Raw genomic sequence first — 25,226 nt, forward strand, 5'->3', positions numbered from 1 at the left:
TGAGCCGACGAAGCCGGGGCATCCCACGCACCCCGGCGAGCCGACGAAGCCTGGCGAGCCGACGAAGCCGGGTGAGCCGACGAAGCCCGGTGAGCCGACGAAGCCGGGTGAGCCGACGAAGCCCGGTGAGCCGACCAAGCCGGGTGAGCCGACGAAGCCCGGTGAGCCGACGACGCCGGGACCCACGAACCCCGGTGAGCCGACGAAGCCTGGTGAGCCGACCAAGCCCGGTGAGCCGACCAAGCCGGGTCCGACCGGAACCGGTAAGCCCGAGCTTCCCGACACCGGAAGTGACACCGCGGCACTGACGGGCGCCGCGGCCGTGAGCGCCGCCCTGCTCCTCGGTGGAGCGGTCCTCCGAGTCCGTGCCGGACGTGCGATCCGCGCCGGACGGTCCGAACGCCTCCACTGACGCGTCGGGCTGACCGCCTGTCAACCTGGGCCCTCGCCGTCACCGGTGAGGGCCCTCGGCGTTGCTGCGCACAGGCGAATTTTCGCAACGTTCTCGCCATCGGGCTCGTTTACAGGACAACGCTTCACAGCACCGTCGTCACCGTCCGAAGGGCACACGCAGTCATGAACCTGCGATCACAAGCCGGCATGGGAATCCTCATGACCGCTCTCGCCTCCGCGGCCATGGCCGCCCCCGCCTCCGCCGCCGAGGCCCCGGTGGTCGTCCCGCTCCAGGGCCTGGAGCCGGCGATCCCGATGGACGCGCCCACCGTGGCCACCGGTGTTCCGCTGCCCGTGCCGGGCGCCCCCACCGTCTTCCATGAGGGGCGCTCCCAGGGCATCCCGGACATCGGCCTGCCGCGGGTCCCGGTCGCCAGCACCGTCCCGGAGACCGTCCTCGCCGCCCCGCTCCCCGAGGTCATCGAGGGAAGCCAGCTCGGCACGGCTCTGTTGACCAGCCCCGGCGCGCCCCTGAAGGCGGCCACCCCCGCGGCCGGGCTCGGCAACCCGATCGGCATGCCGCGCGGCGACAGGTACGGGCTCCCGGACCTCACGATGCCGAATGCCGGCGTCGTCACTCCCGCGGTGAACGGGGGGCTGAGCCCCCAGCTGGGCCTGGCGCAGCCGACGGCCTGACCGGCGTTCCTTCGCGGGAACCATGGCCCTGCGGGTGAAGACACGATTCTTCCCCGCTACCCGAGGGGTCGTTGCTCGTTACAACAGAAGGCCCGTCGCATGGCCGTGGCCCGCGGATCAGGAGGTTCGGCCGTCGTATCCGACGGCGGACGGACCACCGGTCCGCGGGCCCTCGTCCTTTCTTTCTGTCCCGTCCGGCCCAAAGGCCGTTACTCGTGTGCCTTTTCGGCGTTGAACGGGACTGTGCGGCCGTGATTCTCGCGGTCGTCTTTCCACGTCCAAGGAGTTCTTGATGTCTCGCATCGCGAAGGCTGCCGCTGTCCTCGCCGGCACGGGTGCCGTTGCCCTCAGCGGAGCCGGCATGGCCGTCGCCAGCACGGGCGCCGAGGCCATCGCCGCCGCGTCCCCCGGTATCGCCTCCGGCAACGTCGTCCAGGTCCCGGTCCACGTGCCGATCAACCTGTGCGGCAACACCGTCACCGTCATCGGTCTGATCAACCCGGCGTTCGGCAACACCTGCGCGAACATCGACGGTCACGGTCACCACGACGGGGGCTACGGCGGCTGATCCCCTTCCCCACGGAGCGGCCCCCCGGCACATCTGCCGGAGGGCCGTTTTCCATGTGTACGGCGGGGCCGCCCGCGTACCTCAGGCGTACCGGTAGATCGCGCTGTGGTCGAGCATCTGCGCCGGGGTGACGCCCCACGGGCCCATCCGCTCGTCGCGGGCCGCGATCCGGCCGTACTGCGAGTCTCCCAGCGGCGGGGGTTGCGTCGGCAGGTAGCCGGCGCGCGGGTTGCGCTGCTGCCAGCGTGACCAGAGCAGGTCGACGAAGGAGTGGTGGAGCCAGAAGACCGGGTCGTTGACCGAGGCGCCGCCCAGCATCAGGCCGCCGATCCAGCGGTGCACCCGGTTGTGGATCCTGAAGCGCTCATTGCCCCGGCCAGGCGCCCAGCCCTCCAGGCGGTTGCGGAAGCCGGAGGCGCTCGTGGAGTTCCAGGGAGCCACGTCGTACACCGTCTCGCGCATCACCGCGTCGACCTCCGCCGCGGTGGGGAGCGTGATCGGGTCGCGTGGGCGGCCGAAGTCCCTGGTGAGGAAGGCTCCTTCGGTCATCGCGTGGGTGATGGTCCAGCGCCCGCCCGCGTGGGCGAAGGGCCCGGTCATCACCTGGAGGTCGCCGCGCCGGCCGTTGCCGCCCATGAAGTCGTCGTTCCAGAGGGAGGCGGCCGGAGTGTTGTCGCGGGTCCAGTCCCAGTACGGCACGGTGACCGTCGGGTCGATCCGGCGCAGCGCCCGCTCGAACTCCAGCAGGAACTTGCGGTGCCAGGGAAGGAAGCTGGGCGCCATGTGGGCCACGCGCAGGCGGCCTTCGCCGTCGGACGTGTAGTAGTCGATGTGGGTGCGGACGAAGTCGTCGTACTCCCCACGGCGCTTCAGCTCCAGGACCGCGGCGACGAACGTCCTCCGCTCGGCGCTGGTCAGATCGCGCTGGTTCTTACGCGTGTAGGCCACGCGGACTCCCTCCCGGGTGGACGCCGTGGGCGGCGGCGAAGCGGGTCAGCGGTGCGGACCCCAGCTCGTCCACGGCCGCGCGCGTGGCCGCCAGCGGCGTCGGATGGGTCTGGTAGTGATCGATGGGGGTGAGATAACCGCCGTCCGCGCAGCGCATCAGATGCAGCGGCCGGTCGTCGACGAGGACCTCGATCCCGTCGGCGGGCGCCGGGCGACCCTGGATGCGGCGGCCCCGGTACATCTCGTCGAACGTCTGGCCGGACGGCGCGTCGGTGGCGGGCGCCGCGCCCACCGTGCCGCTCCGGGGCGTCATGGCGATACGGGCGAGCGCTCCGCCGGTGAAGAGGGCGATGCTCAGGGGGAAGAGGGACCGCAGTGCGAGACGGCGCGGGACGGTCATGAGTGATCTCCTGGTGGTCCGGAGGCCCGCCGCAGGCGGAGGGAAATGCCCTGAAGGAACAACGAGGAAAACGCCGATTTGTTGTGGTGGAAATTTCAGCCGGGTGAATGTCGGCCGATCGGGTGAATGGGCGCGGAGTGACGGGCATGTGACCACTAGCATCCGGACCCATGACTTCTTCCAATGTCGTTTCCGAGGCGCGCAGCGCCTCACCGCTGGGTAGCCTCGCGACCCTCTTCTGGACCACCGGTCCCACCGAGGAAAAGGCGTCCGCCGCGTATCTGATGGTGTATTCGCTCGGCGACGGCAGCGAGGGCCCCGAGGCCGGTGCGGAAGCGATGCGGGCCGCCGTGGAGGGCATGGGCCTGACCGTCGGCGGACCGGTGGTCGACGCGTCCGAGCAGCCCGGTATCGACGCCCACCTCCTCGTCGAGGCCCAGCAGGCGGTCCTCACGCTGCCGTTCCTCAAGCTGCAGTGTTCGGTGCCGGTGGAGTGGGAGGCGGCCGCCAAGAAGCTCGGACACGCCTACCTGGTCTGCTCCGTCCGCCCCTGGCCCGAGGCCGCGCCCGGCGGCCCGATCTCGGAGGAGCAGCTGCGCTCCTTCTTCGCCGGCGAGGATCCCCTGGCGGGCGGGGCGCACGTGGTGCTGCCGGTCCGGCGACTGCAGGGCTGAGCGGGCGGGCGGCAGCGACATGGCGACGGTGGATGTCCAGGGCGTACCGGGGCAGCGGCGGCTCGCGGGTGACGACGCGACGCAGGGACCGGCCGGGGCGGGCCGGGCCCTCGCCTGGCTGCTGATGATCACCGGGGCGGCCGGAGTGCTCGCCGCCTGGGTGATCACGATCGACAAGTTCAAGCTCCTGGAGGACCCCGGCTTCCAACCCGGATGCAGCCTGAACCCGGTCGTCTCCTGCGGCAACATCATGAAGAGCGAGCAGGCCTCGGTCTTCGGCTTCCCCAACCCGATGCTCGGGCTCGTCACGTACGCCGTCGTCGTCGCCCTCGGGGCCGGGCTGCTCGCCGGGGCCCGCTACCGGCCCTGGCTCTGGCTCGGCCTCAACGCCGGGATGCTCTTCGGCGTCGGCTTCTGCACCTGGCTGATGTACCAGTCGCTGTACGAGATCAACTCGCTCTGCCTGTGGTGCTGCCTCGCCTGGGTCGCCACCATCGTCATGTTCTGGTACGTCACCGCGCACAACGTCCGCCACCGGGTCATCCCCGCGCCGGCCGGGCTGCGCACCTTCCTCGGCGAGTTCACCTTCGCCCTGCCCGTCCTGCACATCGGGATCATCGGGATGCTGATCCTGACCCGGTGGTGGGAATTCTGGACGAGCTGACGTGAATCGTTTCCTCCCCTGGCCGCGGGCCGCACTCGCCGTGCTGCTCGCGGCCGTTCTCGTGCTCCTGGTGGCGCCCGAACGGATCGCGCCCGGCGGGCGGCACACCGGGAGCCGGGCAGCGCCCGAGCCGGAGCCCCTGCCCGGGGTGCCCTCGGGGTTCTTCACCGGCTCCGACGAGGCGGGGGTACGCAGGATCGCCCAGGCGCAGGCCTGGCTCGGCGGCGGGGCGCTGACCGTCGGCCACACGTATCTGCCGGGTGACCGCTGGTCCAACATCGAGGGCCATCCGGCGCTCTTCGGCCCCTGGGCGCGGTGGAAGGCGGCGCGGCCGGGGCGTCTCTTCGTGCTCAACGTGCCGCTGCTCGACCGCAGCGAGGAGGGCCTGCCGGACGCCGAGGTGCGGACGGGGCTCCGGAGCGGCGCCGCCGGGGCGTACGACCGGCACTTCCGGGTGCTGGGGGAGCGGCTCGTGGAGCACGGCCTCGGGGACGCGGTCCTCGTTCTCGGCTGGGAGATGAACGGCACCACGTACAGCCACCGCTGCGGACCGGACCCGGAGGCCTGGAAGACGTACTGGCGCCGGGTCGTCGGGGTGCTGCGGGCGGTGCCGGGGCAGCGGTTCCGCTTCGACTTCACGCCGAGCCGGGGGCGGGACGCCGTGGAGTGGCCGCGCTGCTACCCGGGGGACGACGTCGTCGACATCATCGGGATGGACGCGTACGACCAGCCCGAGGGGCTCGCCTTCGAGGACCAGGTGGCCGAGGAGTACGGGCTCGGGCACCACGTCCGGTTCGCGGCGGCGCACGGCAAGCCGGTCTCGTACCCGGAGTGGGGGCTCTTCAGGAACGGGGACAACCCGGCGTACGTACGGGGGATGCTCGACTGGTTCGCCCGGCACCGGCCGGTGTACCAGACGGTCACCGACTACTGCCCGCACGGAGTGTGGGGGTGCGCGGACAACCCCGAGTCGGCCCGGGTGCTGAAGGAGGCCCTTGGGGCGCCGGCCCGCCCGTGACGGCGGGCCGGCGTGGCCGTCAGGCGTGCTGGTAGGCCACCAGGGAGATGCCCACGTAGTGGACGATGAAGGCGGCCAGGGTCAGCGAGTGGAAGACCTCGTGGAAGCCGAAGTAGCGCGGGGACGGGTTCGGGCGCTTCAGGCCGTAGATGACTCCGCCCGCGCTGTAGAGCAGTCCGCCGACGATCACCAGGACGAGGACGGCGATGCCGCCCGCGCGCATGAAGTCGGGCAGGAAGAAGACGGCGGCCCAGCCCATCGCGATGTAGCAGGGCGTGTACAGCCAGCGGGGGGCGCCGACCCAGAAGACCCGGAAGGCGATGCCGGCGAGAGCCGCCGCCCAGACCGCCCACATGAGCGGCTTGGCCGTCGAGTCGGGGAGCAGGAGCAGGGTGAGCGGGGTGTAGGTGCCCGCGATGATCAGGAAGATGTTGGCGTGGTCGAGGCGCCGGAGCACGGCCTCGCCCCGCGGGCCCCAGTTGCCGCGGTGGTAAAGGGCGCTGATGCCGAAGAGCAGGCAGGCGGTGAGGACGTAGATCCCGCAGGCGAGGCGGGCGCGGGGCGAGTCCGCGAGGGCGACGAGGGCGACGCCCGCGACGATCACCGCGGGGAACATGCCCGCGTGCAGCCAGCCTCTCAGCCGGGGCTTGATCGGGAGCGCGGGGAGCTCGGTCGGTGTCGCGTCCGGCGTGGCTGCAGTCATGAGAAGTAATCGTACCTACGCCCCCGTAGGTCCCGGATATGAGTGGCGATGCTCACGTGGGCGGCCCCCTGGACATATGGGCGGATCCGTCGGATGATCAAATGAGTGCGGTCGGCACCGGATGAGCAGCTACGAAGCATCCGGGTCGCGGCCCCCACGGGGCACACACCAAAAAACCCCTCTACAAGGAGCAATCGTGGCGCGCGACAACGCGGCTCCCCAGACCCTTCCGACCCAGCACCAGGAGCTCGTCTCCTGGGTGAACGAGATCGCCGAGATCACCCAGCCGGACAGCATCGTCTGGTGCGACGGCTCCGAGGCCGAGTACGAGCGCCTGTGCGAGGAGCTCGTCGCCAAGGGGACCTTCACCAAGCTCGACCCGGTGAAGCGCCCGAACTCGTACTACGCGGCCTCCGACCCGACCGACGTCGCGCGCGTCGAGGACCGGACCTTCATCTGCTCCGAGAAGGAGGAGGACGCGGGCCCGACCAACCACTGGAAGGCCCCGGCCGAGATGAAGGAGCTCTTCGCGGGCTCCGAGGGGATCTTCCGCGGCTCGATGCGCGGCCGCACCATGTACGTCGTGCCCTTCTGCATGGGCCCGGTCGGCTCCCCGCTCTCCGCCATCGGCGTCGAGATCACCGACTCCGCGTACGTCGCCGTCTCCATGCGCACCATGACCCGCATGGGCCAGGCCGTCCTCGACGAGCTCGGCACCGACGGCTTCTTCGTCAAGGCCGTCCACACCCTCGGCGCCCCCCTGGGGGAGGGCCAGGAGGACGTGCCGTGGCCGTGCAACTCCACCAAGTACATCTCGCACTTCCCCGAGAGCCGCGAGATCTGGTCGTACGGCTCGGGCTACGGCGGCAACGCCCTGCTCGGCAAGAAGTGCTACGCGCTCCGCATCGCCTCCGTCATGGCCCGTGACGAGGGCTGGCTCGCCGAGCACATGCTCATCCTCAAGCTGACCCCGCCGCAGGGCGAGGCGAAGTACGTCGCCGCCGCGTTCCCCTCGGCCTGCGGCAAGACGAACCTGGCCATGCTGGAGCCCACGATCTCCGGCTGGACCGTCGAGACCATCGGCGACGACATCGCCTGGATGCGCTTCGGCGAGGACGGGCGTCTGTACGCGATCAACCCCGAGGCCGGCTTCTTCGGCGTCGCGCCCGGCACCGGCGAGCACACCAACGCCAACGCCATGAAGACCCTCTGGGGCAACTCCGTCTTCACCAACGTCGCGCTCACCGACGACGGCGACGTGTGGTGGGAGGGCATGACCGAGGAGGCCCCGGCCCACCTCACGGACTGGAAGGGCAACGACTGGACGCCCGCGTCCGAGACGCCCGCCGCCCACCCGAACGCCCGCTTCACCGTCCCGGCCGGCCAGTGCCCGACGATCGCCCCCGAGTGGGAGGACACCAAGGGCGTCCCGATCTCCGCGATCCTCTTCGGCGGCCGCCGCGCCTCCGCCGTCCCGCTGGTCACCGAGTCCTTCGACTGGAACCACGGCGTCTTCCTCGGCGCGAACGTCGCCTCCGAGAAGACCGCCGCCGCCGAGGGCAAGGTCGGCGAGCTGCGCCGCGACCCCTTCGCCATGCTGCCGTTCTGCGGCTACAACATGGGCGACTACATGGCCCACTGGGTCAAGGTCGGTGCCTCGGCCGACGCCGCGAAGCTCCCGAAGATCTACTACGTCAACTGGTTCCGCAAGAACGACGCCGGCAAGTTCGTCTGGCCCGGCTTCGGTGAGAACAGCCGCGTCCTGAAGTGGATCGTCGAGCGCCTGGAGGGCAAGGCCGAGGGCGTCGAGACCCCGATCGGCATCCTGCCGACCCCGGAGTCCTTCGACACCGAGGGCCTGGACCTGCCGGCCGAGGACCTGGAGTTCCTCCTCAAGGTCGACCGTGACGTGTGGCGGGAAGAGGCCGCCCTCGTCCCCGACCACCTGAACACCTTCGGCGACCACACGCCGAAGGAGCTGTGGGACGAGTACCGCGCCCTCGTGGAGCGCCTCGGCTAGTCCCTTCGAGACTCGTGGTGGGTTGCCCCGACATTCCGCCCTGACCAGTGGGGTCACGACGGCCCACCACGACGCAACCGGCCCCCGGAGCCCCCTCAGGCTCCGGGGGCCGGCGCACGTCCGCCGCCTCCTCGCCCCCTTGCCGGGTACGCCCGCTCAGGAGCGGCCCCGGTCCTCCAGATAGCGGGTGAGGATCTCCTGCCGGATCGCGTCCGCCTCCTCGAGGGCGGCCGCGACGGCCGCCACCTCCTCGTGCAGGACGGACAGTTGGCGTTCGAGATGGCGCTCCGGCGCCTCCGTGCCCGGCGTGACCCGCGACCACCACCGGGATCGCACGAAGGCGTCCACGGCCTCCGGCACGTCCTGGCGCACCGTGCGGGCCAGGACGTGCAGATGCTCCGGATCGGTCACGAGGCCCGGGGCGAGCACGGCCTCGATCAGGCCGTCGAGCGCGGCGAGCCGCTCCCGTGCGGCGGACGGCAGCTCCACCTCCGCGAGGTACGCGCGGAGGGTCGTGAAGTCGGCGCGCACTCCGTCGAGCCGGTCGCCCTCCTCGGCGAACTCCGGCGTCGGGGGCCGCTCGGGCGGGGCGATCAGCGCCCCCGCCCCGTACAGGCCGGCGATCACGAGCGGCCAGAGGCCGCCCGCCGCCCCGGTGAGGGCGATGCCGACACCGGCCAGGCCGCAGACGCTGCCGGCGAGGTTCTTGCGGGACTCGGCGTACCGCAGCAGCGGGTTACTGGTAGCCACGGATCTCCTCGAAGGCGCCGTCGAGGGAGCCCGTGGTGGCGTCGAAGAGCTGCCCGCCGGTCACGTCCGCGATGTGGTCGAGCTCGCCCCGGTCGGAGTCCCCGAAGAGGATCGGGAAGACCGGGGTGCGCTGCTGCTCGGCGGGCAGCGAACGGTAGAAGGTGTCGAAGGCGGCGGCCGGGTCGCCGTCCGTGTTCTCGCCGTCCGTCATGAGCACGATCGAGGTGAAGGTGTCGCCGGGCGTCCTGCCGAGGAAGCGGTACGCCTCCTGGACGCTGGAGTAGATCGCGGTACCGCCCGAGGCCGAGAGCCTCCGCGCGTCGGACCTGATCGCGTCGAGCGCCGCCCGTGGCGAGGCCGGGTCGACCGTGTGCGTACGGACCTCGCTCTCCTTCACCGCGGAGCCGAAGGGCATCAGGGTGACCTCCTCCCTGTCCCGGAAGTCACCGGTCAGCTCCGCGAGGGCGGCCTTGAGCCGTTCGAGCCGCTCGCCGCGCATGGAGCCCGAGGTGTCGAGCACGTACACCGTGCGGGAAGGCCGGCGCAGGGTGTTGTCGTACGCGTCGAGGAGCCCGTCCGCGACGGCCCGGCTGCCGGGGAACGGCAGCTCGCGCCGCAGGTCACGGGCGAGCGCGGACGCCGGGCGGACGCCCGGGACCACCGGGCGGCGGAGCGTCGCCCCGGTGATCCGCTCCTGGACCTCGGGGGAGCGGAGGTACTCGGTGAGCCGGCGCGCCGCGTCCTTCGCCTCGGGGCGGGCGGACGTGAGCAGGCTCAGCGGGTAGTCGGCGGTGACGACCCCGTCGGTCGGCCGGATCACGGTGAGGTCGCCGGCCTGGAACGAGGACAGCAGCACCGACTCGTAGTTGACGAGCGCGTCGACATCGCCGCGACGGCCGTACGCGGTGGCCAGCCAGCCGGAGGAGCCCGACGTCAGCTTCTGTCCGGTGAAGAACTCCTTGAGCTTCGGGGTGGCCCGGCGGACGTCCCCCTCGGTGAGCGCGGCCTGGGCGCCGGAGAGCCCGGAGGCCACCGAGACGAGGGCGGAGAAGCCGGAGTTGGAGCGCATCGGGTCCGTCATCCCGTAGCTGAGCTTGCCGTCGGCGACGGCCCGGTGCAGCTGTGACCAGGTGACCTTCGCCGGGTCCCAGCCGAGCCGGGCGACGGCGGCGGGCCGCACCCCGAGGGCGACCGGTGAGGTCATGATCGGCGTCTCGCCGGTGATCCGGCGCGCGGTGTCCGGGTCGAGCCGGAGGTAGTCGTTGGAGGAGAGCCAGACCGCGTCATAGGACGCGTCGGCCTCGCCGGAGGCGATCTGCTCGACGGCGTCGAGGGTGCCGGCGTACGTGGTGCGGACCTGGACGCCGGTCGCCCGGCGGGCCGTGTCGAGGACGGGCTCCATGTCGGTGAGCTCGGAGGAGGCGAGGACGCGGAGGGTGCCGGGGGCGAACGCCGTGCCGTTCGGGTCGGTCGGGTTGGCGGCACGGTCGATGGGGTCGGTCCGGCCGCTCCGGTCGCAGGAGCTTGCCGTGGCGGTGACGAGGAGCGCGAGGGCGAGCGCGGCGAGCGTACGCGTCAGGGAGCGGGCGCGGCCCCGGGCGCGGGGCGTGGGGCGGGGCGTGCCGGCCGGGTTCGGTGCGGGGTCCGGGGCGGGGCCCGGCGTGGAGGCGTACGTCATGCCGGGTCGCCACCCTCCAGGGCTCCGGTGCGGCGGCTGCGCGCCAGGTGAGCGCTCGCCTCCTGGAGTTCGGCCGTCAGGGAGTCGACCGTCGCGGCCATGGACTCCGTCGCCCGCGCCTTGTACGTGTCGATGGCGTCCAGGGTCCGGTAGATCTCCTGGAACGCGGTGCGGAGCGTCTCCGCGCCCACCGCCGGGTTCGCCGCCAGCTCCTGGATCTCGCCGGCCTGCTCGGCCAGCATGGCGGCGTTCCCGCGGATCAGGTCCTCGGTCGTCGAGCGCAGTACGTTCACCTGCTCGGTGACCTTCCGCTGGTGTTCGAGCGCGGAGGCGAGCATCACCGCGATCCGCAGCGCCGACACCGTCGTCGTCGCCGCCCGCTCCACGCCCTTGATCAGTTCCGTGTTGTTCCGGCGGACCATGTCCATGGCCAGGTACCCCTGCGCGCAGACGGCCAGTTGCGTCAGAAGGTCCTGGTGCTTCTGCCGCACCGGGAAGAGGAGGTCGGCGCGGAGCGCGTCCGCCTGGGCCGGGTCGGGCGTGAGGGCGACGCGCTGCTCCACGGCCGCGTCGAGGGCCTCGGTGAGCACCGTGTACTCCTGGAGCCTGCCCATGGTCTCCCACAGCCGGGCCCGCTCGGTCTCGAGCGCCGCGTTGTCGCGCCGCAGTTCGTTCTGGCCGTCGCGCAGGGACTGGACGATCCGGTTCAGGGTGGTCTGCGAGGAGGCGTACCTGGCGACGTGGTCCCGGAGCCTGTTGCCGCCCGGCAGCTTCGAAAGGAGTCCCTTGAAGCCCTTCGCGGGCGTGTCGCGGGGGTCCAGGTCCTCGATGGTGCGCCGGAGTTCGACGAGGGAGGTGCCGACGCGCGACGGGGCGTCGCCGCCGGACGAGCCGGAGCCGAGCGAGCGGACCGTACGGTCGAGCATGCGGTTCGACTGCTGCGCCGCCGAGCGCATCTCGCCCGCGCCGAGCGCCGTGATCTCACCGACGCGGCCGGCGAACTCGGGGGAGCGCGGGTCGAGTCCCTCGATCGAGCCGACGTACGCGGCGGCCCTGCGGGACATCTCCGTACGGGTGGCCTCGTCCAGCGGCACCAGACCGGAGGCCTGCGCGGCGCGGACCGGGGCGACGGGCTCCGGCGGAGTGAGGACGAGCGGGGTGTCGTGCTCGGGCGGTGTCAGGGCCATCGTCCTTCTCGGGTCCTCGGGCGTCGTCATGCGGTGTCCCCCTGGTCACGGGCCCGCAGCGCCATGTCGTGCAGCACCCGGCTGGTGGGCACGGGCGCCTGGCGGACTCCGGTCAGCGTCTGGTTGAGGTACTCGGTGTGGGCGTCGGTCGCGGCGGTGAACTCGCTCGCCGCGCCCTGGGGCCGGAAGCCGTGGCGGACCGCGAGCCTGCGCAGCTCGGGGTCGGTGGAGAGGAGTTCGCCGAGCGCCCGGCCGTTCGCGGTCATCGGCACGAGGGTGTGGTCGCTGTTGACCGTGGTGTCCGGGTAGAGGACCACGAGGTCTCCCATCGGGCGCCCGGCGAGCAGCTGGGCGGCGACCTGGGACTCGTACACGAGAACGAGCGGGTTGCCGACGCCGCTGATGAAGTCCCGGAAGGGGGCGTCCGAGCCGGACTGCTGGGCGCCCTGCACCTGGACGAGCTTGCGGAGCAGCGGGGCCGTGCGGGTGACGGCGGCCTTGTCGCCGGCGACCCGTCCGCCGTCGGCGACGTAGCTCGCGGCGGCGAGGTAGAGGGCGCCGGAGTTCGAGGCGACCGGGTCGGTGGAGGTGATGAAGAGGGTGCCGCTCAGCTCGGCGTGTCCGGCGGAGCCCTTGAGCTGCTGCCAGGTCCGGTCGGCGCGGGCCGCCGCGAGGTAGGCGTCCATCTTCAGGGTGCCGCTGGTGCCGCGCGGGCCGAGGGTCGCCAGGCCGTTCCCGGCGAGGACCCGGGCGGCGGCGCTGTGCGCGACGACCACGAGCGGGGAGTAGAACGGCCGCAGCGGGGCCGTCATCGCCCTGTCCTTGGTCCGGCTCACGGCCTTCGCGCGGAGCTCGTCGGCCGGCCCCTTGGAGGACGGGAAGGCGAAGTCGTAGCCGTCGAGGGGCAGTTCCTCCATGTCCCAGGACCCGGAGGTCTCGGATCGCACGGTGAAGCCCTTCGCGGCCAGGGCCTTCACGACCTGCGGGTCGGCGAAGAACTCCGCCTTCTCCGACCCGATGACTCCTCGCACGGTCTTCGTTGCCGTGCCCGTGTCCTTGTCGCCGCCCGTCACGAGGACGGCGGCCACGCCGCCCAGGAGCAGGACGGCCAGGATGATTCCCAGGATGCGTCTCACGCGGGCAGCGTGCTCGCGGAAACCCACATTCCAGGGGGAGTTGTGTGGACGGCGGGTGAAGGAGCGATCCCGGTACCGAACCGGAGCGGGGCCTACCGCCGCCGCCGTGGGTGGCGCCCGGTCCGCGCGGTTCGTGCCACGCGGACCGGGGCCGTCAGGGGGTGCCGGCTGCGGCCAGGGTGGGTTCCCCGGCCAGCGCGGCGGTGTGCGCGTCCATGCGCTCCGCGGCGAGGATCGCGGCGGCCGTGTCGGCCCGGGAGGCGGCGACGACCAGCGCGCGGCCCGCGAGGGCGTGCGCCTTGCGGTGCAGCTCCTGGGCGGACGAGCCGCTCAGGCCGGCGTGCCGCGCGGGCGGTGCGCCACGCAGTCGCGCCACCTGCCGGGCGATCTGCTCGCCCGCCTCCGTGTCGCCGAGCTCGTCCGTGACGGCGAGCAGGGCGGCGAGGTGTCCGGCGAGCTGGATGTCCAGCTCCTCCTCGCGGGAGCGGTGCGGATACGTGTCCGGGGCGTCGTCGGCCATCCGGTGGACCGACTTGGTGCGGATCGGTTCGTACATGGGACGGCCTCCTGAGTGCTCTGGAGCCATCCTAGCTTAGATTCTGTCTAAAGTTGATTCCGGTCCGGGGGCTCCGGGTCCTTCGGCCTCAGGGCTGGCTGTAGCCGTCCAGGAAGCGTCCGATCCGGGTCACCGCGTCCGCGAGATCCGCCGCGGCCGGCAGCGTGACGATCCGGAAGTGGTCCGGCTCGTGCCAGTTGAAGCCCGTCCCGTGCACGACCATGATCTTCTCCGCCCGCAGCAGGTCCAGGACCATCTGCCGGTCGTCCTTGATCTTGTAGACGTTCGGGTCGAGACGCGGGAACAGATACAGCGCGCCCTTCGGCTTCACGCACGTCACGCCCGGGATCTGCGTCAGCAGCTCGTACGCCGTGTCCCGCTGCTCGAGGAGCCGCCCGCCCGGCAGCACCAGGTCCTCGATCGACTGCCGGCCCTGGAGCGCGGCGGCCACCGCGTGCTGCGCCGGCATGTTCGCGCAGAGACGCATGTTCGCGAGGATCGTCAGGCCCTCGATGTACGAGGAGGCGTGGTGCTTCGGTCCGCAGACCGCGAGCCAGCCGGAGCGGAAACCGGCCACCCGGTAGTTCTTGCTCATCCCGTTGAACGTGAGGACGAGCAGGTCCGGGGCGATGGCGGCGGTCGGGGTGTGCGTGGTGCCGTCGTAGAGGATCTTGTCGTAGATCTCGTCCGAGCAGACGACCAGGTTGTGACGCCGGGCGATCTCCGTGAGCGAGCGGAGCATCTCGTCGTCGTAGACCGCGCCCGTCGGGTTGTTCGGGTTGATGATCACGATCGCCTTGGTGCGGTCCGTGATCTTCCGCTCGATGTCCGCGAGGTCCGGCATCCAGTCCGCCTGCTCGTCGCAGCGGTAGTGCACGGCCGTACCGCCCGCGAGGGAGACCGAGGCCGTCCACAGCGGGTAGTCGGGGGCCGGGACGAGGACCTCGTCGCCGTCGTCGAGCAGCGCCTGCATCGACATCTGGATCAGCTCGGAGACGCCGTTGCCGAGGTAGATGTCCTCGACGGAGAGCGGGATGTGCTTGGTCTCGTAGTGGCTCATCACCGCGCGGCGGGCCGAGAGCAGCCCCTTCGCGTCGCCGTAGCCGTGCGCCTCGGAGAGGTTCCGCAGCACGTCCTCGAGGATGGCGGGCGGGCACTCGAAGCCGAAGGCGGCCGGGTTTCCCGTGTTGAGCTTGAGGATGCGATGACCCGCGGCTTCGAGCCGCATCGCCTCTTCGAGCACCGGACCCCGGATTTCGTAACAGACGTTGGCGAGCTTCGTGGACTGGATCACCTGCATGACGAGAGCTTACGGCGGGGTCGGCCGGGACGCCTCGTGTTTTGGGACACGTCGGACACGGGGGCGCGGGGGCGCGCGTGCGGTGGGGAGGGGTGGATGGGTGGCGGGAAGGGGCTGGGTGCCCTTGTTTGCGGGCGGCGAGGTGCACGGTCGGCTCTGGTCCGGTGTGACCCGTGTCGCATCGAGGGTGTCGTGCTCCCTACAATCCGGGCCCATGAGCCACCACGTCTCCGGAGCCGACGCGCCCCGGCCCGGCCGCCGCCGTCACGCCCCCGCACGCCGGGGCCGGGGCACGGTCTGGCTGCTCGCCGTCGGCGGTGCCGCGGTCCTCGGGATCGGCGCGGCACTGGTCGCCGGAGGCGCCGGGCGGGGCGGCGGCGCGGGGGCCCCGGACGGGGGCGCGCACGACGGGCCGCCCGCGCTGATCCAGGCGGAGCCGACGGACGGCTCGGACGGCTCCGGCGACTCGGAAGGCTCGGGCGGCTCGGGCGGTTCCGGGGGCGCGGACGGGACCCCGGACTCCCCGGACGCCTCCGGCTCCCCTGAGCCCACGGGTGCCGACGGGCGGACCCCGGACGGGGACGCCGGTACGGACGCCTCCGTCTCCCCGTCGGCTCCGGCCGCGACCACTGCTCCGTCCGGGGCGGGAGAGACGCCGGCCGACTCCGCGACCGCACCGAAGGCCGATCCCTCGGACGACGAAGGACAGCAGGACAAACCGGGACGGGGCCGGGGGCAGACCAAGCGGCCGAGGTAGCGGAGAGAGGCCATGATCGTGCGCGGCCGGGCGGACGGCTCGTCCGGTCCCGGCCGGCCGGATCGCTGATCGGCCCCGCCCGGCCGGGCGCGTGGCCCCGTCGGTGGAGTGGGGGTCTCGGGTCCGGCGGGATAGGTTGGCCCGTCATGTGGGTTTTCAGTGCCTCCGGATGCCGGTGGCTGGGTGCGGGCGGGTCCCTCGGCGTCGCCGTCGGCGGGTGGGCCGCCGGGACGCTGCCCGTGCGCGGCGGCTGGGGGCTCTGGGAACCGCGCGGCTCCGCGCTCACCGTCGCCGGCGCCCTCCTCGCGTACCTCGGTCTGACCCTGCTCGTCGCCGCCTGGTGGCGGTACGGCGTCCTCCTCGCCCGGGGACAGCGGGACGGCGTCCTCGCCACCCTCGCCTGCTGGACCGCGCCGCTGCTCCTCGCCCCGCCCCTGCACAGCGCCGACGTGTACAGCTACATCGCGCAGGGCGCGATGGTCCTCGAAGGACACGACGTGTACGGCGGCGGGCCCTCCCTCCTCGGCCCCGACGAGCTCGGGGCGGACGCGGCGGCGAGCGTCGGCGGGAACTGGACGGACACCCCGGCGCCGTACGGACCCGTCTTCCTGCTCCTCGCCGCGGCGGTGGTGAAGGTGACCGGCGGGGCGATCGTGCCCGCCGTCCTCGGGACGCGCCTGATCGCGCTCGGCGCCCTCGCCCTGATCGTCTGGGCCGTACGCGGACTCGGCGGCGGCCCCGGCGGCCGGAGCGGCGCGCTGTGGCTGGCCGCCCTCAATCCGCTCCTCCTGATCCACGTCGTCGGCGGCGTGCACAACGACGGCCTGATGATCGGCCTCGTGCTCGGCGGCGTCCTGCTCACCACACGAGGGCGGTGGGTGCTCGGCTGCGTCCTGGTCGGCCTCGCCGTGATGATCAAGTCGCCGGCGGCGGTCGCACTCCTGTTCATCGGCGTGATGGTCGCGCGCCGCGACGGGGGCGTACGGGGCCTGGTCAAGGGCCTCGTCCTGCCCGGGGCCGTCGCGGGCGCCGTGGCCGCCGGGGCGAGCCTCGCGGCCGGGACCGGCTTCGGCTGGCTCGGGACCCAGAGCGTCGCCGGGGCCATCCACACCCCGCTCTCCCTCACCAGCGACCTCGGACTCGCCCTCGGCACGCTCCTCGCCGATGACCCCGACCCGGTCAAGGGCGCCGTGCAGACGCTGGGCCTGCTCGCCGCCGCCGCGATCATCGCCGCGCTCGCGTGGCGCGCCTGGCGGGGCCGGATCGACCCGGTCCTCGGGCTCGGCCTGTCCCTGGTGGCGCTCGTCGTCCTGTCGCCGATGGTGCAGCCCTGGTACCTGCTGTGGGGGACGGCCGTCGTCGCGGCGGTCGCCTGGCGCGGACGGGCGGGGCAGGTCCTCGCCGTCCTCTCGGCGGCCCTCGTGTACGAGACGGCTCCCTCTGGGCACACCCCCTGGTACGGGTTCGTGCTGGCGGGCGGCGTGCTCGCGCTCGGCCTGGTGTGGCTCCGGCGGGACCCGTGGCCCGGCGCCCTGCCCACCGGGGGGCACTCGTCCCCGTCCCCGGAGAGCGCCCAGGCCCGATAGCCTCCGGCCATGACGCGTGCTTGGACCCTGCCGGTGCTGACGCTGCTCTGCGGTGTCCTTCTCGCGACGCGACAGGCCGTCGGGGGGAGACCCGGCACGGCCGTGGCCCTCTTCCTGCTGTTCGGGCTGCTCGCGACCGCCACCTCGCCCCTCGCCTTCCCGAGGTCGACCGGGGCGGCCGAGGCCCGCCGCCGCGCCGCCGCCGACGGCCGCCCGGTCGTCTACTGGCGGCCGGGCTGCACGTACTGCCTCCGTCTTCGTCTGCGTCTCGGCGTCCGCGCCCGCCGTGCGCACTGGGTCGACATCTGGCGCGACCCGGAGGCCGCGGCGGCGGTGCGGGCGGCCACGGGCGGCGACGAGACCGTACCCACGGTCGTCGTGGACGGCCGCGCCCACGTCAACCCGGACCCGGCCTGGGTGAGGGAACAGCTCTAGGGGATGTCTTGCCGATCAGGCCGGGCAAGACACCCCCTAGACGGGCGTCCGGCGGATCGCGCGGCCCGCGAGGGCGTCCGTCCGTCGCCCGTCCTCGATCACGAACCGTCCGTCGATCAGGACGTGGGGGATGCCCACCGGGAGGGTGCGCGGGGCGGCGTACGTCGAGCCCGCCGCCACCGTCTCCGGGTCGAAGAGGACCAGGTCCGCCACGAAGCCCTCACGGATCCGGCCCCGGTCCGGGAGGCGGAGGCGGGCCGCGGGGCGTGAGGTGAGGTGGGCGACGCACTCCTCCAGGGAGAGGACGCCGAGCTCGCGCGCGTACCGGCCGAGAAAGCGCGGAAAAGTCCCGTACGCGCGCGGGTGCGGCTTCATGCCCTGGAGGATGCCGTCCGAACCGCCCGTGTGCACCCGGTGCCGCATGATCGCCCGCACGTTCTCCTCGTGGCCCACGTGCTGCAGGATCGTGGTCCCGAGTCGGTCCTCCAGGAGGAGCCGGCGGGCCGTGTCCCAGCCGTCCACGCGGCGGCCCACGAACCCCGCGAGCGCCGGATCCGACACCCCCGAGACCTCGATCGTGTCCCACTCGACCGGCACCCCGTGACAGCCGTCCGAGCCGACGACTTCGAGGTCGTGGCGGATGCGCTCGGCCGTCGCGCCGTCCCGGAGCCGCGCGAGCACCGCCTCCGGGCCGCCCTCGCCCGCCCAGCTCGGCAGCACGGCCACGAGCGTCGTACAGCCGGGCGTGTACGGGTAGGTGTCGAGGCTGATGTCCGCGCCCGCGTCCAGGGCCTCGTCGAGGAGGGCGAGGAGCTCAGGGGCCCTGCCCTCGTTCACGCCGAAGTTCATGGTGGCGTGGGCGAGATGGAGGGCGCAGCCCGCGTCCCGGGTGAGCCGCACCATCTCCTCGTACGCCTCGAGGGCTCCCGCCCCGTACGAACGGTGGTGCGGGCAGTAGTAGCCGCCGTACTCCGCCACCACCCGGCACAGCTCGGTGAGCTCGGCGTCCGGCGCGTACATCCCGGGGGTGTACGTCAGGCCGGAGGACATGCCGACCGCGCCCTGCTCCAGGCCCTCGGCGACGAGCCGCCGCATCCGGTCGAGCTCGGCCCCGGTCGCGGGGCGGTCCTCCCAGCCGACGGCGTGCATGCGGACCGTGCCCTGGGGGACCAGATAGGCGGCGTTGACGGCGATGCCCCGGCCGTCGTGGGCCCGGTCGAGGCGGTCGAGGTACTCGCCGACCGTGCGCCAGTCGAAGTCGGTGTCGTCGCCGTACCCGTTCCAGCCGGTGATCGCCCTGCGCACCTCACCGAGCGTCCGGTCGTCGACCGGCGCGTACGACAGACCGTCCTGGCCCAGGACTTCGAGGGTCACGCCCTGCGCGGCCTTCGCGCTGTGGTCCGGGTCGCGGAGCAGCGCGAGGTCGCTGTGGGCGTGCATGTCGATGAAACCGGGCGAGAGCGCGAGGCCCTCGGCGTCCACGACGCGCCGGGCGGTGGGGCGCTGGCAGCCGGCCGCCGCGGCCTCCTGGACGATCGCGGCGATCCGGCCGCCCTCGATCGCCACGTCGGCGCGGTAGGACGGACCGCCGGTGCCGTCGACGACCTCCGCGTCACGGAAGACCAGGTCCATGGTCCTGCTCCTAGAAGAAGGTGCGGATGTGGTCGACGACCGTGCCGTCCGCCTCGACCAGCGGGATGAGCTGCCACTTGTCGAAGGAGGTGCAGGGGTGGGACAGGCCCATCCCGACCCAGTCGCCGACCTCCAGGTCCGCCCCGGGTTCCGTGGCGAGCCAGGCGTGCTGGTCGGAGAGCCCCGTGACGGTGATGCCCTCGGCGGCACGGATCTCACCCGTGCGGGCGTCACGGACCACCTGCGCCTCGGGGAGGTGGAGGTCGTGGGCGGCGTCCCGCTTGCCCGCGTTGGTGAAGGCCTGCCCGGCCGTGGGGCGGGAGACGACCTGCGACCAGAGCCGGAACGCGGGCTGCAGCGCGCCCTCCTCGGGGATCCGGTTGAAGGGGGTCCTCTCGCGGTACTGGCCGTCGTCGTGTGAGACGTACGCGCCGGAGCGCAGCAACTTCAGGACGGGCAGGGAGAGTTCGGGGATGCCCTCGAAGACGTCGGCGACCGCGTCGAACCACTCGCTGCCGCCCGCGCTCACCACGATCTCGCCGATGGCCGGGTCGAAGCGGCCGGCCTTGTCGAAGTCGGCCGCGAGCCCGACGAGCCGGTGCAGCCACTCCCGTACCCGGTCGGCATCGGCCCCGGGCATCGTGCCCTCGTACCCGGCGACACCGACGAGCCGCAGCGTGGGGACGGCGGCGACCGCGTCGGCGACGGCCGCGCACTCCGCATCGGTCCGTACGCCCGTACGCCCGGCCGCCCCGGCCGCCAGCTCGACGACGACGTCCACGGGACGGGTCGCGCCCGCCGCGCGCAGGGCCTCGTCCATCAGCTCGGCGCCCCGCACGGAGTCGACGTAGCAGACGACCCGGAAGTCCGGGTCGGCGTCGAGCTCGGCGGCGAGCCAGCGCAGGGCGGCGGCGTCGACGACCTCGTTGGCGAGGAAGATCCTGGCGATGCCGTGCGCGCGGTAGACCCGGGCCTGGTGGGGCACGGCGGCGGTGATGCCCCACGCGCCGTGCGCCAGCTGCCGCTCGAAGAGCTGCGGGGCCATGGAGGTCTTGCCGTGCGGGGCGAAGGCGAGGCCGTGGCGCTCGGCGTAGGTCTCCAGGAGGCGCAGGTTGTGCTCGACGGACTCGGCGGAGAGGGCGAGCACCGGGGTGGTGTAGCCGCCGGTGAAGAGGTTGCGCCGCTGGGCGGAGAGCTCGCCGACGGTCAGGCCGTCCGCGTCGGGGGGCAGGGCCTTGAAGCGGTGGTCGACGCGCTCGTTCGCCAGGTCGGGCGTCTCGTTCGCCGGGTCGGGCATGAGGCCTCCTCATCTGCGTGTTGCAGAATGTGCAACACTCGTTGCGCATATTGCTCATGGCTGTCTAACATCCGGGCCGAGGCCGGGTCAATGGACCCGAACACGCCGGACCGGGTCCTGGGACCGTACGAGTCGAGCCGCAGGGAGCACGAGAGTGAGCGCAGACGCGCCCCCCGACGTCGTGTGCCTCGGCGAGTCCATGGTCACCTTCCTTCCCGCCCGCCCGGGCCGCCTCGCCGACGTCCCCTCCTTCACCCGTGCCATCGGCGGCGCCGAGTCCAACGTCGCCTGCGCGCTCGCCGCCGCAGGACACCGCGTGCGCTGGGTCGGCCGCGTCGGCCGGGACGGCTTCGGCGACCACCTGGTGGAGACGATCGGCGCGTACGGCGTCGACGTCGGCGCCGTCGCCCGCGACCCGCACCGGCCGACCGGCGTCTACTTCCGCACCGACGCGGACCGGGCCACCGACGCCCACGAGGTCGCCTACTACCGGGCGGGGTCGGCCGCCTCGGCCATGTCGCCGGCCACCGTCCCGTACGTCTCCGTCGCCGACGCGCGGATCCTGCACGTCACCGGGATCACGGCGGCGCTGTCCGCGGACTGCCTGGCCCTGATGCGGGAGCTCACCGCGCCCCGCCCCGGGCGACCGCTCGTGTCGTTCGACGTCAACCACCGGCCGGGGCTGTGGCGCGAGGGCGCCGCCGCGGAGGTGCTGCTCGAACTCGCCTGTGGAGCTGACCTGGTCTTCGTGGGGGCGGACGAGGCGGAGGTGCTGTGGGGGGCCGCGGATCCGGCCGCGATCCGGGCGGTGCTGCCGGGGCCTGCGGTGCTGGTGGTGAAGCAGGGTGGGGAGGGGGCGGTGGTGTTCGAGCGCGGCGGGGCTTTCTCCGTACGGCTTGCGGCCGTGCCCGCACATGCCGGGCGGGCTGAAACTCAGCCCCGCCGGCGATCGAGGCGCGGGGGCCCGGTGGCGGAGCCCCCGGTGCGGGAAGGGGCGGGGTGGGGAACGGCCCCGCGCAGCGGCCCCGCATCCGACACCCGGACCTCTGCATCCGACACCCGGGCCTCCGCATCCGACACCCGCACCTCCGTCCCCGCCCCCCGCGTCGACGTCATCGCCCCCGTCGGCGCCGGCGACGCCTTCGCCGCCGGGTTCCTCTCCGCGACCCTCCGCGGCCTTGACGCACGGGCCCGGCTCCGGCACGGGCACCTCATGGCCGCCGCCGCCCTCACCGTCCCCGGCGACCTCGCCACGCCACCCCGCCGCGACCACGCCGACCGGCTGGCCGCGCTCGACGAGGCCGCCTGGGGCACACTTCACCTCGGCCCCGGCTGGACGGGGGGCCACCAGGGCCCCGACCGGACGGGGGACGACCAGGAGGTACGTACGCCATGAGCCAGACCGTCGACCGGGCGCTCAGCATCCTGCCGCTGCTCGCCCAGGGCCCCGCCGACCTCGGGCAGGTCGCCGAGCGGCTCGGCGTCCACAAGTCCACGGCCCTGCGCCTGCTGCGCACGCTCCACGAGCACGGCCTCGTCCACCGGCAGCAGGACCAGCGCTACCGCCTCGGTGCCCGGCTCTTCGCCCTCGCGCAGGAGGCCGTCGAGAACCTCGACATCCGCGAGATCGCCCACCCCTACCTGGCGGCCCTCAACGAGCGGATCGGACACACCGTCCACCTCGCCGTGTACGAGGACGGCGAGGTCCTCTACATCGACAAGGTCGAGAGCCGCTACCCGGTCCGCATGTACTCGCGCATCGGCAAGCCCGTCGCGATCACCGTCGCCGCCGTCGCCAAGCTGCTCCTCGCCGATCTGCCCGAGCCCGAGCGGCGCGCCGTCGCCGCGAAGCTCGACTACCCGCCGTACACCCCCCGTTCGACGCCGAACGCCGCCGCCTTCCTCAAGGAGCTGGCGACCGTACGCGAACAGGGCTGGGCCACCGACCTCGGCGGCCACGAGGAGTCCATCAACTGCGTCGGCGCGCCCATCCGCGGCGCCGACGGGCGCGTCGTCGCCGCCATGTCGGTCTCGGCGCCCAATGTCGTCGTCACCGCCGAGGAACTCCTCACCCTCCTCCCGCAGGTGCGCGACACCGCGGACGCCATCAGCCGCGAGTACTCCGGCAACGCCCCCAGGAAAGAGACCGCATGACCGTCGAGAAGATCGCCCTCACCCCCGCGACCCACACCGCCCCGCCCGCGAAGTTCTCGCACGGCGTGAAGAAGGGCAACATCCTCCAGGTCGCCGGCCAGGTCGGCTTCCTGCCCGCCGCCGAGGGCCGGGCGCCGACGGTCGCGGGCCCGACCCTGCGCGAGCAGACCCTGCAGACGTTCGCCAACGTCAAGGCGATCCTGGAGGAGGGCGGCGCGAGCTGGGACGACGTCATGATGATGCGCGTCTACCTCACGGACGTGGACCACTTCGCCGAGATGAACGCGCTCTACAACGAGTACTTCGAGGACCAGAACCTCAAGGCCCCCGCCTCGGCCCGTACGACCGTCTACGTCGGCCTCCCGGCCGGGCTCCTGATCGAGATCGACGCGCTCGCCGTCCTCGGCTGAGCCGCGCGCACGACCGAGCGGGCCGCACCTGCCGGGGTGTGGCCCGCTCGGCCCGCCGGATCACGGCCGGCGTGCCGGTCAGGTCGAGGCGGGCTCGGTGCGGTCCGCGGTGGAGTCGTCAACCTCGACGAAATCCACGTCCACGAAATCCACGTCCACGAAATCCACGTCCACGAATTCGGCGTCCACGAATTCGGTGTCTGCCCCTCGGTGCGCCGGGTTCGTCAGCTCCAAGCCGGCGAGATGGTTCTTCAGTCTTTTCGCCATGGGGCGGTAGGTCGCGAAAGTGAGCCCGCCGGAAACCACCGCCCCGACGACGGGGATGGCCTTCGACACGGTCTTCGCGAAGGTCTGCTTGGTCATCTGAACGCCGAGGTAGCCCGCGACCTTCTTGACGATCGGATAGACGACGCCCTGGGTGAGTGCCTTCTGAGGCAGCTTCTTGGCGACCTCCTTCGACATCATCCCCGCGATCTGCCCCACAGCGGCGTTCGCTGACTGGGTGCCGAACATCACGCCGAAGAAGAGCGTGAGGACGCCCTTGGTCGCGTCGTCGACGCCGTCGCTGTCACTGGAGAAGAGATCGGGCCAGCTGTAGAGATAGGCGAGCTTCTGCGCGATGCGCAGCATGTGACCGAAGTACTGGGCCATATCGGCGGGCACGGTGGCCGGAAGGGCGATGAAGCCGGGTATCCCGGCAGCCGCGGAGAGAGCACTGGCCTTGGCGAGAACCTACAGCACCACGGTGGACGCCGATCCGGTTTCAACAGGACTGCCAGGGCGGGCCATTGGGGTCGGAGGTCGTACGCCTCCACCGAAGCCGGGGCCGGCGGTTCTCCCCGCCGGCCCCGGTCCGTTCATCGGGTCAGGACGCGCAGTACTGCGCCTGCTTGCCGATCGATCGGTACATGCAGTCCGCGTTCTCCAGGAGCTGGAGGACGGCGTCGCGGTTGCGGCTCGTCTCGCGTTCGATGACCTCGTCGGGCGGGTAGAAGCCGCCGCCCGAGGACGACGCCGGGTACATCTCGAAGGTGTAGCCGAAGATCTTGTGGACGCCCCACAGATAGTCGTCGATCGAGCCGTCCGTGATGTAGAGGTCGCTGGACTGCTCGGCCGTGTAGCCGTTGCTCGCCGCCATCTTGCCGCCGACGGTCGCGAAGGCGTCCCGGTCGTCCTGCGTCATGCCCGGGGCGGTGTTCGCCGTCGTCCAGCCGAACGGCCAGAGCACCAGCTCGCTGTACGTGTGGAAGTCGATGGCCGCGGTGATCTGCTGCTTCCCGCCGACCACCCGGGAGCGGACGAAGTCGGCGACGACCTTCACCTCGGGGGCGGACTCGGGGGCCGCGCCCCGGTACGTCTCGGAGCTCTTGGAGCCGGAGGAGCCGCCGCAGCAGCCCCACTTGTAGTTCCAGTTCCGGTTCATGTCGGTGCCGATGTACGAGGAGCCGGAGTTGGGCTGCCGGTTCTTGCGCCAGCTGCGGTAGGAGCCGCTGGCGATGTCGTACTCGCCGCCGTCCGGGTTGAGGTCCGGGATGATCCAGATCTCGCGCCCGTTCACGGCGTTCGTGACCCGGGAGTCCGTGCCGTAGCCCGCGCCGAGTTCGCGCAGCAGATAGAGCGCCATCTCGACGGTGAGGTGCTCGCGGGCGTGCTGGTGGTGGGTGAAGAGGACCTCGGGCTCGTTCTCGTCGGTGGCGACGTTGTCGCTGATCTTGATGGCGACGATGTCCCGGCCCTGGTACGACTTCCCGATCACCTGCTTGCGCATGAGGGACGGGTACGCGGCCAGGCGCTGGTCGATCTCCGCGTTCATCTCCGCGTAGTTGTGGTACCTCGCGTCGGACGAGGGGAAGTCGAGCGGGCCGACGGCGTGGTCGTGGGCGTCCTCCTCCGCGGTGTTCCGGTTCGGCGGACCCGGGAGGGCGACCGGCTTGTAGCCGAGCGCCTTGAGGTTCCTGAGCTGTTCGGTGTTGGCGCTGACGACGACCGAACGGGCGTCGACCTCGTCGATCGAGACGCCGGTGGCCATGAGCGCGGTGCGGGCGGCCGGGGTGGACGGTCCGGCGATCTCGTACTGCCGGATCACCTCCTCGGCGCCGGCGGCGATACGGGCGGCGATCGGCGCCGGGTCGGCCCCGGCGGGCGTGGTGAGGGCGGAGAGGGGCGCCGCGAGGGCGAGCGCCACGAGGGCCGCGAGGGTGGCGGACCTTCTGCCGCGGGTGGGACGTCGCATGTCGTCTCCTGGGTGGGGAGTGTGGGGGTGT

At 72.4% G+C, this 25,226-nt stretch carries 25 protein-coding genes and 1 pseudogene; 13 read left to right on the forward strand and 13 right to left on the reverse strand.

Going from position 1 to position 25,226, the window contains the following annotated elements:
- The 3 genes from ACZ4VK_RS17105 to ACZ4VK_RS17115 form a co-directional block, all read left to right on the forward strand.
- On the forward strand, positions 1 to 412 hold a 412-nt coding region (locus ACZ4VK_RS17105), incomplete at its 5' end, for an LPXTG cell wall anchor domain-containing protein (protein WP_468352962.1).
- Positions 413 to 612: 200 nt separating this feature from the next.
- A complete protein-coding gene (locus ACZ4VK_RS17110) occupies positions 613 to 1,089 on the forward strand; it encodes a hypothetical protein (protein ID WP_468352964.1) in 477 nt (158 codons plus the stop codon).
- A gap of 292 nt (positions 1,090 to 1,381) precedes the next feature.
- Positions 1,382 to 1,657 carry a chaplin gene (locus ACZ4VK_RS17115; protein ID WP_468352966.1) on the forward strand — a complete coding sequence of 92 codons (276 nt, stop codon included), beginning with the start codon at positions 1,382 to 1,384 and terminating at the stop codon, positions 1,655 to 1,657.
- Positions 1,658 to 1,738: 81 nt separating this feature from the next.
- On the opposite strand, the gene ACZ4VK_RS17120 is transcribed toward ACZ4VK_RS17115, so the two are convergent.
- The gene (locus ACZ4VK_RS17120) at positions 1,739 to 2,605 is read right to left on the reverse strand and encodes a tyrosinase family protein (protein ID WP_468352968.1); all 867 of its coding nucleotides are present in this window, start codon (positions 2,603 to 2,605) and stop codon (positions 1,739 to 1,741) included.
- Positions 2,589 to 3,005 carry a tyrosinase family oxidase copper chaperone gene (locus tag ACZ4VK_RS17125; protein WP_468352970.1) on the reverse strand — a complete coding sequence of 139 codons (417 nt, stop codon included), beginning with the start codon at positions 3,003 to 3,005 and terminating at the stop codon, positions 2,589 to 2,591. Before ACZ4VK_RS17125 ends, ACZ4VK_RS17120 begins: the two co-directional genes overlap by 17 nt.
- A gap of 170 nt (positions 3,006 to 3,175) precedes the next feature.
- On the opposite strand from ACZ4VK_RS17125, the gene ACZ4VK_RS17130 reads away from it, so the two are divergent.
- The 3 genes from ACZ4VK_RS17130 to ACZ4VK_RS17140 are packed head-to-tail and all read left to right on the forward strand — an operon-like array spanning position 3,176 to position 5,361.
- Complete coding sequence (locus ACZ4VK_RS17130) at positions 3,176 to 3,679, forward strand: DUF5949 family protein (protein ID WP_468352972.1); 504 nt, start codon at positions 3,176 to 3,178, stop codon at positions 3,677 to 3,679.
- A gap of 19 nt (positions 3,680 to 3,698) precedes the next feature.
- Positions 3,699 to 4,343 (forward strand): vitamin K epoxide reductase family protein, encoded by a 645-nt coding sequence (locus tag ACZ4VK_RS17135; RefSeq protein ID WP_468352974.1) that lies wholly within the window; start codon positions 3,699 to 3,701, stop codon positions 4,341 to 4,343.
- 1 nt (position 4,344) lies between these two features.
- The gene (locus tag ACZ4VK_RS17140) at positions 4,345 to 5,361 is read left to right on the forward strand and encodes a glycoside hydrolase family 26 protein (protein WP_468352975.1); all 1,017 of its coding nucleotides are present in this window, start codon (positions 4,345 to 4,347) and stop codon (positions 5,359 to 5,361) included.
- Positions 5,362 to 5,380: 19 nt separating this feature from the next.
- Here ACZ4VK_RS17140 and trhA read toward each other — a convergent pair whose 3' ends face one another.
- The gene (gene trhA / locus ACZ4VK_RS17145; protein WP_468352977.1) at positions 5,381 to 6,064 is read right to left on the reverse strand and encodes a PAQR family membrane homeostasis protein TrhA; all 684 of its coding nucleotides are present in this window, start codon (positions 6,062 to 6,064) and stop codon (positions 5,381 to 5,383) included.
- A 196-nt stretch (positions 6,065 to 6,260) separates the two neighbouring features.
- Here trhA and ACZ4VK_RS17150 point away from each other — a divergent pair, with 196 nt between their 5' ends.
- Positions 6,261 to 8,084 (forward strand): phosphoenolpyruvate carboxykinase (GTP), encoded by a 1,824-nt coding sequence (locus ACZ4VK_RS17150; protein WP_468352979.1) that lies wholly within the window; start codon positions 6,261 to 6,263, stop codon positions 8,082 to 8,084.
- Positions 8,085 to 8,240: 156 nt separating this feature from the next.
- Here the strand turns inward: ACZ4VK_RS17150 and ACZ4VK_RS17155 are convergent, their stop codons facing one another.
- From ACZ4VK_RS17155 to ACZ4VK_RS17180, 6 genes are all read right to left on the reverse strand, one after another.
- On the reverse strand, positions 8,241 to 8,834 hold the full coding sequence (locus tag ACZ4VK_RS17155) for a hypothetical protein (RefSeq protein ID WP_468352981.1): 594 nt from the start codon (positions 8,832 to 8,834) through the stop codon (positions 8,241 to 8,243).
- On the reverse strand, positions 8,821 to 10,512 hold the full coding sequence (locus tag ACZ4VK_RS17160; protein ID WP_468352983.1) for a substrate-binding and vWA domain-containing protein: 1,692 nt from the start codon (positions 10,510 to 10,512) through the stop codon (positions 8,821 to 8,823). Before ACZ4VK_RS17160 ends, ACZ4VK_RS17155 begins: the two co-directional genes overlap by 14 nt.
- Complete coding sequence (locus ACZ4VK_RS17165; RefSeq protein WP_468352985.1) at positions 10,509 to 11,729, reverse strand: toxic anion resistance protein; 1,221 nt, start codon at positions 11,727 to 11,729, stop codon at positions 10,509 to 10,511. Before ACZ4VK_RS17165 ends, ACZ4VK_RS17160 begins: the two co-directional genes overlap by 4 nt.
- Positions 11,726 to 12,862 (reverse strand): hypothetical protein, encoded by a 1,137-nt coding sequence (locus ACZ4VK_RS17170; protein WP_468352986.1) that lies wholly within the window; start codon positions 12,860 to 12,862, stop codon positions 11,726 to 11,728. The genes ACZ4VK_RS17165 and ACZ4VK_RS17170 overlap by 4 nt, the downstream gene beginning before the upstream one ends.
- A 127-nt stretch (positions 12,863 to 12,989) precedes the next feature.
- Positions 12,990 to 13,391, reverse strand: a complete 402-nt coding sequence (locus tag ACZ4VK_RS17175; RefSeq protein WP_468352988.1) for an SCO4983 family protein — start codon at positions 13,389 to 13,391, stop codon at positions 12,990 to 12,992.
- An 88-nt stretch (positions 13,392 to 13,479) separates the two neighbouring features.
- Positions 13,480 to 14,691 carry a pyridoxal phosphate-dependent aminotransferase gene (locus ACZ4VK_RS17180; protein ID WP_468352990.1) on the reverse strand — a complete coding sequence of 404 codons (1,212 nt, stop codon included), beginning with the start codon at positions 14,689 to 14,691 and terminating at the stop codon, positions 13,480 to 13,482.
- A 214-nt stretch (positions 14,692 to 14,905) separates the two neighbouring features.
- Between ACZ4VK_RS17180 and ACZ4VK_RS17185 the strand changes: the two genes are divergently transcribed.
- The 3 genes from ACZ4VK_RS17185 (at position 14,906) to ACZ4VK_RS17195 (ending at position 17,469) form a co-directional block, all read left to right on the forward strand.
- A complete protein-coding gene (locus ACZ4VK_RS17185; protein WP_468352992.1) occupies positions 14,906 to 15,448 on the forward strand; it encodes a hypothetical protein in 543 nt (180 codons plus the stop codon).
- 146 nt (positions 15,449 to 15,594) lie between these two features.
- Positions 15,595 to 17,034, forward strand: a complete 1,440-nt coding sequence (gene mptB / locus ACZ4VK_RS17190) for a polyprenol phosphomannose-dependent alpha 1,6 mannosyltransferase MptB (RefSeq protein WP_468352994.1) — start codon at positions 15,595 to 15,597, stop codon at positions 17,032 to 17,034.
- A 9-nt stretch (positions 17,035 to 17,043) separates the two neighbouring features.
- Entirely contained in the window at positions 17,044 to 17,469 is a 426-nt protein-coding gene (locus ACZ4VK_RS17195) for a glutaredoxin domain-containing protein (protein ID WP_468352996.1), read from the forward strand.
- Between the two features lie 36 nt (positions 17,470 to 17,505).
- On the opposite strand, the gene ACZ4VK_RS17200 is transcribed toward ACZ4VK_RS17195, so the two are convergent.
- Together ACZ4VK_RS17200 and ACZ4VK_RS17205 are read right to left on the reverse strand one after the other, a co-directional pair.
- Positions 17,506 to 19,101: an N-acyl-D-amino-acid deacylase family protein gene (locus ACZ4VK_RS17200; RefSeq protein ID WP_468352998.1), complete on the reverse strand. Its 1,596-nt coding sequence runs from the start codon at positions 19,099 to 19,101 to the stop codon at positions 17,506 to 17,508.
- Positions 19,102 to 19,111: 10 nt separating this feature from the next.
- The gene (locus ACZ4VK_RS17205; RefSeq protein WP_468353000.1) at positions 19,112 to 20,398 is read right to left on the reverse strand and encodes an alanine racemase; all 1,287 of its coding nucleotides are present in this window, start codon (positions 20,396 to 20,398) and stop codon (positions 19,112 to 19,114) included.
- A 154-nt stretch (positions 20,399 to 20,552) separates the two neighbouring features.
- Between ACZ4VK_RS17205 and ACZ4VK_RS17210 the strand changes: the two genes are divergently transcribed.
- The 3 genes from ACZ4VK_RS17210 to ACZ4VK_RS17220 are packed head-to-tail and all read left to right on the forward strand — an operon-like array spanning position 20,553 to position 22,962.
- The gene (locus ACZ4VK_RS17210) at positions 20,553 to 21,794 is read left to right on the forward strand and encodes a sugar kinase (RefSeq protein WP_468353002.1); all 1,242 of its coding nucleotides are present in this window, start codon (positions 20,553 to 20,555) and stop codon (positions 21,792 to 21,794) included.
- On the forward strand, positions 21,791 to 22,552 hold the full coding sequence (locus ACZ4VK_RS17215; RefSeq protein WP_468353004.1) for an IclR family transcriptional regulator: 762 nt from the start codon (positions 21,791 to 21,793) through the stop codon (positions 22,550 to 22,552). The genes ACZ4VK_RS17210 and ACZ4VK_RS17215 overlap by 4 nt, the downstream gene beginning before the upstream one ends.
- Positions 22,549 to 22,962 (forward strand): RidA family protein, encoded by a 414-nt coding sequence (locus ACZ4VK_RS17220; protein WP_468353006.1) that lies wholly within the window; start codon positions 22,549 to 22,551, stop codon positions 22,960 to 22,962. Before ACZ4VK_RS17215 ends, ACZ4VK_RS17220 begins: the two co-directional genes overlap by 4 nt.
- 78 nt (positions 22,963 to 23,040) lie before the next feature.
- Here ACZ4VK_RS17220 and ACZ4VK_RS17225 read toward each other — a convergent pair.
- Positions 23,041 to 23,688 (reverse strand): annotated as a pseudogene (locus ACZ4VK_RS17225) (hypothetical protein); the annotation flags it as partial.
- 139 nt (positions 23,689 to 23,827) lie between these two features.
- A complete protein-coding gene (locus tag ACZ4VK_RS17230; protein WP_468353008.1) occupies positions 23,828 to 25,195 on the reverse strand; it encodes a M14 family metallopeptidase in 1,368 nt (455 codons plus the stop codon).
- Between the last annotated feature and the right edge of the window lie 31 nt (positions 25,196 to 25,226).

It is taken from the genome of Streptomyces sp. NPDC028711, assembly GCF_055565415.1.

Bases quoted from the DNA above. Each gene is read 5' to 3' on its own strand.
- ACZ4VK_RS17110 (WP_468352964.1), top strand. From the start codon at position 613: ATGACCGCTCTCGCCTCCGCGGCCATGGCCGCCCCCGCCTCCGCCGCC.
- ACZ4VK_RS17115 (WP_468352966.1), top strand. From the start codon at position 1,382: ATGTCTCGCATCGCGAAGGCTGCCGCTGTCCTCGCCGGCACGGGTGCC.
- ACZ4VK_RS17125 (WP_468352970.1), bottom strand. From the start codon at position 3,005: ATGACCGTCCCGCGCCGTCTCGCACTGCGGTCCCTCTTCCCCCTGAGC.
- ACZ4VK_RS17130 (WP_468352972.1), top strand. From the start codon at position 3,176: ATGACTTCTTCCAATGTCGTTTCCGAGGCGCGCAGCGCCTCACCGCTG.
- ACZ4VK_RS17135 (WP_468352974.1), top strand. From the start codon at position 3,699: ATGGCGACGGTGGATGTCCAGGGCGTACCGGGGCAGCGGCGGCTCGCG.
- trhA (WP_468352977.1), bottom strand. From the start codon at position 6,064: ATGACTGCAGCCACGCCGGACGCGACACCGACCGAGCTCCCCGCGCTC.
- ACZ4VK_RS17160 (WP_468352983.1), bottom strand. From the start codon at position 10,512: ATGACGTACGCCTCCACGCCGGGCCCCGCCCCGGACCCCGCACCGAAC.
- ACZ4VK_RS17165 (WP_468352985.1), bottom strand. From the start codon at position 11,729: ATGACGACGCCCGAGGACCCGAGAAGGACGATGGCCCTGACACCGCCC.
- ACZ4VK_RS17175 (WP_468352988.1), bottom strand. From the start codon at position 13,391: ATGTACGAACCGATCCGCACCAAGTCGGTCCACCGGATGGCCGACGAC.
- ACZ4VK_RS17180 (WP_468352990.1), bottom strand. From the start codon at position 14,691: ATGCAGGTGATCCAGTCCACGAAGCTCGCCAACGTCTGTTACGAAATC.
- ACZ4VK_RS17185 (WP_468352992.1), top strand. From the start codon at position 14,906: ATGAGCCACCACGTCTCCGGAGCCGACGCGCCCCGGCCCGGCCGCCGC.
- mptB (WP_468352994.1), top strand. From the start codon at position 15,595: ATGTGGGTTTTCAGTGCCTCCGGATGCCGGTGGCTGGGTGCGGGCGGG.
- ACZ4VK_RS17195 (WP_468352996.1), top strand. From the start codon at position 17,044: ATGACGCGTGCTTGGACCCTGCCGGTGCTGACGCTGCTCTGCGGTGTC.
- ACZ4VK_RS17200 (WP_468352998.1), bottom strand. From the start codon at position 19,101: ATGGACCTGGTCTTCCGTGACGCGGAGGTCGTCGACGGCACCGGCGGT.
- ACZ4VK_RS17205 (WP_468353000.1), bottom strand. From the start codon at position 20,398: ATGCCCGACCCGGCGAACGAGACGCCCGACCTGGCGAACGAGCGCGTC.
- ACZ4VK_RS17215 (WP_468353004.1), top strand. From the start codon at position 21,791: ATGAGCCAGACCGTCGACCGGGCGCTCAGCATCCTGCCGCTGCTCGCC.
- ACZ4VK_RS17220 (WP_468353006.1), top strand. From the start codon at position 22,549: ATGACCGTCGAGAAGATCGCCCTCACCCCCGCGACCCACACCGCCCCG.
- ACZ4VK_RS17230 (WP_468353008.1), bottom strand. From the start codon at position 25,195: ATGCGACGTCCCACCCGCGGCAGAAGGTCCGCCACCCTCGCGGCCCTC.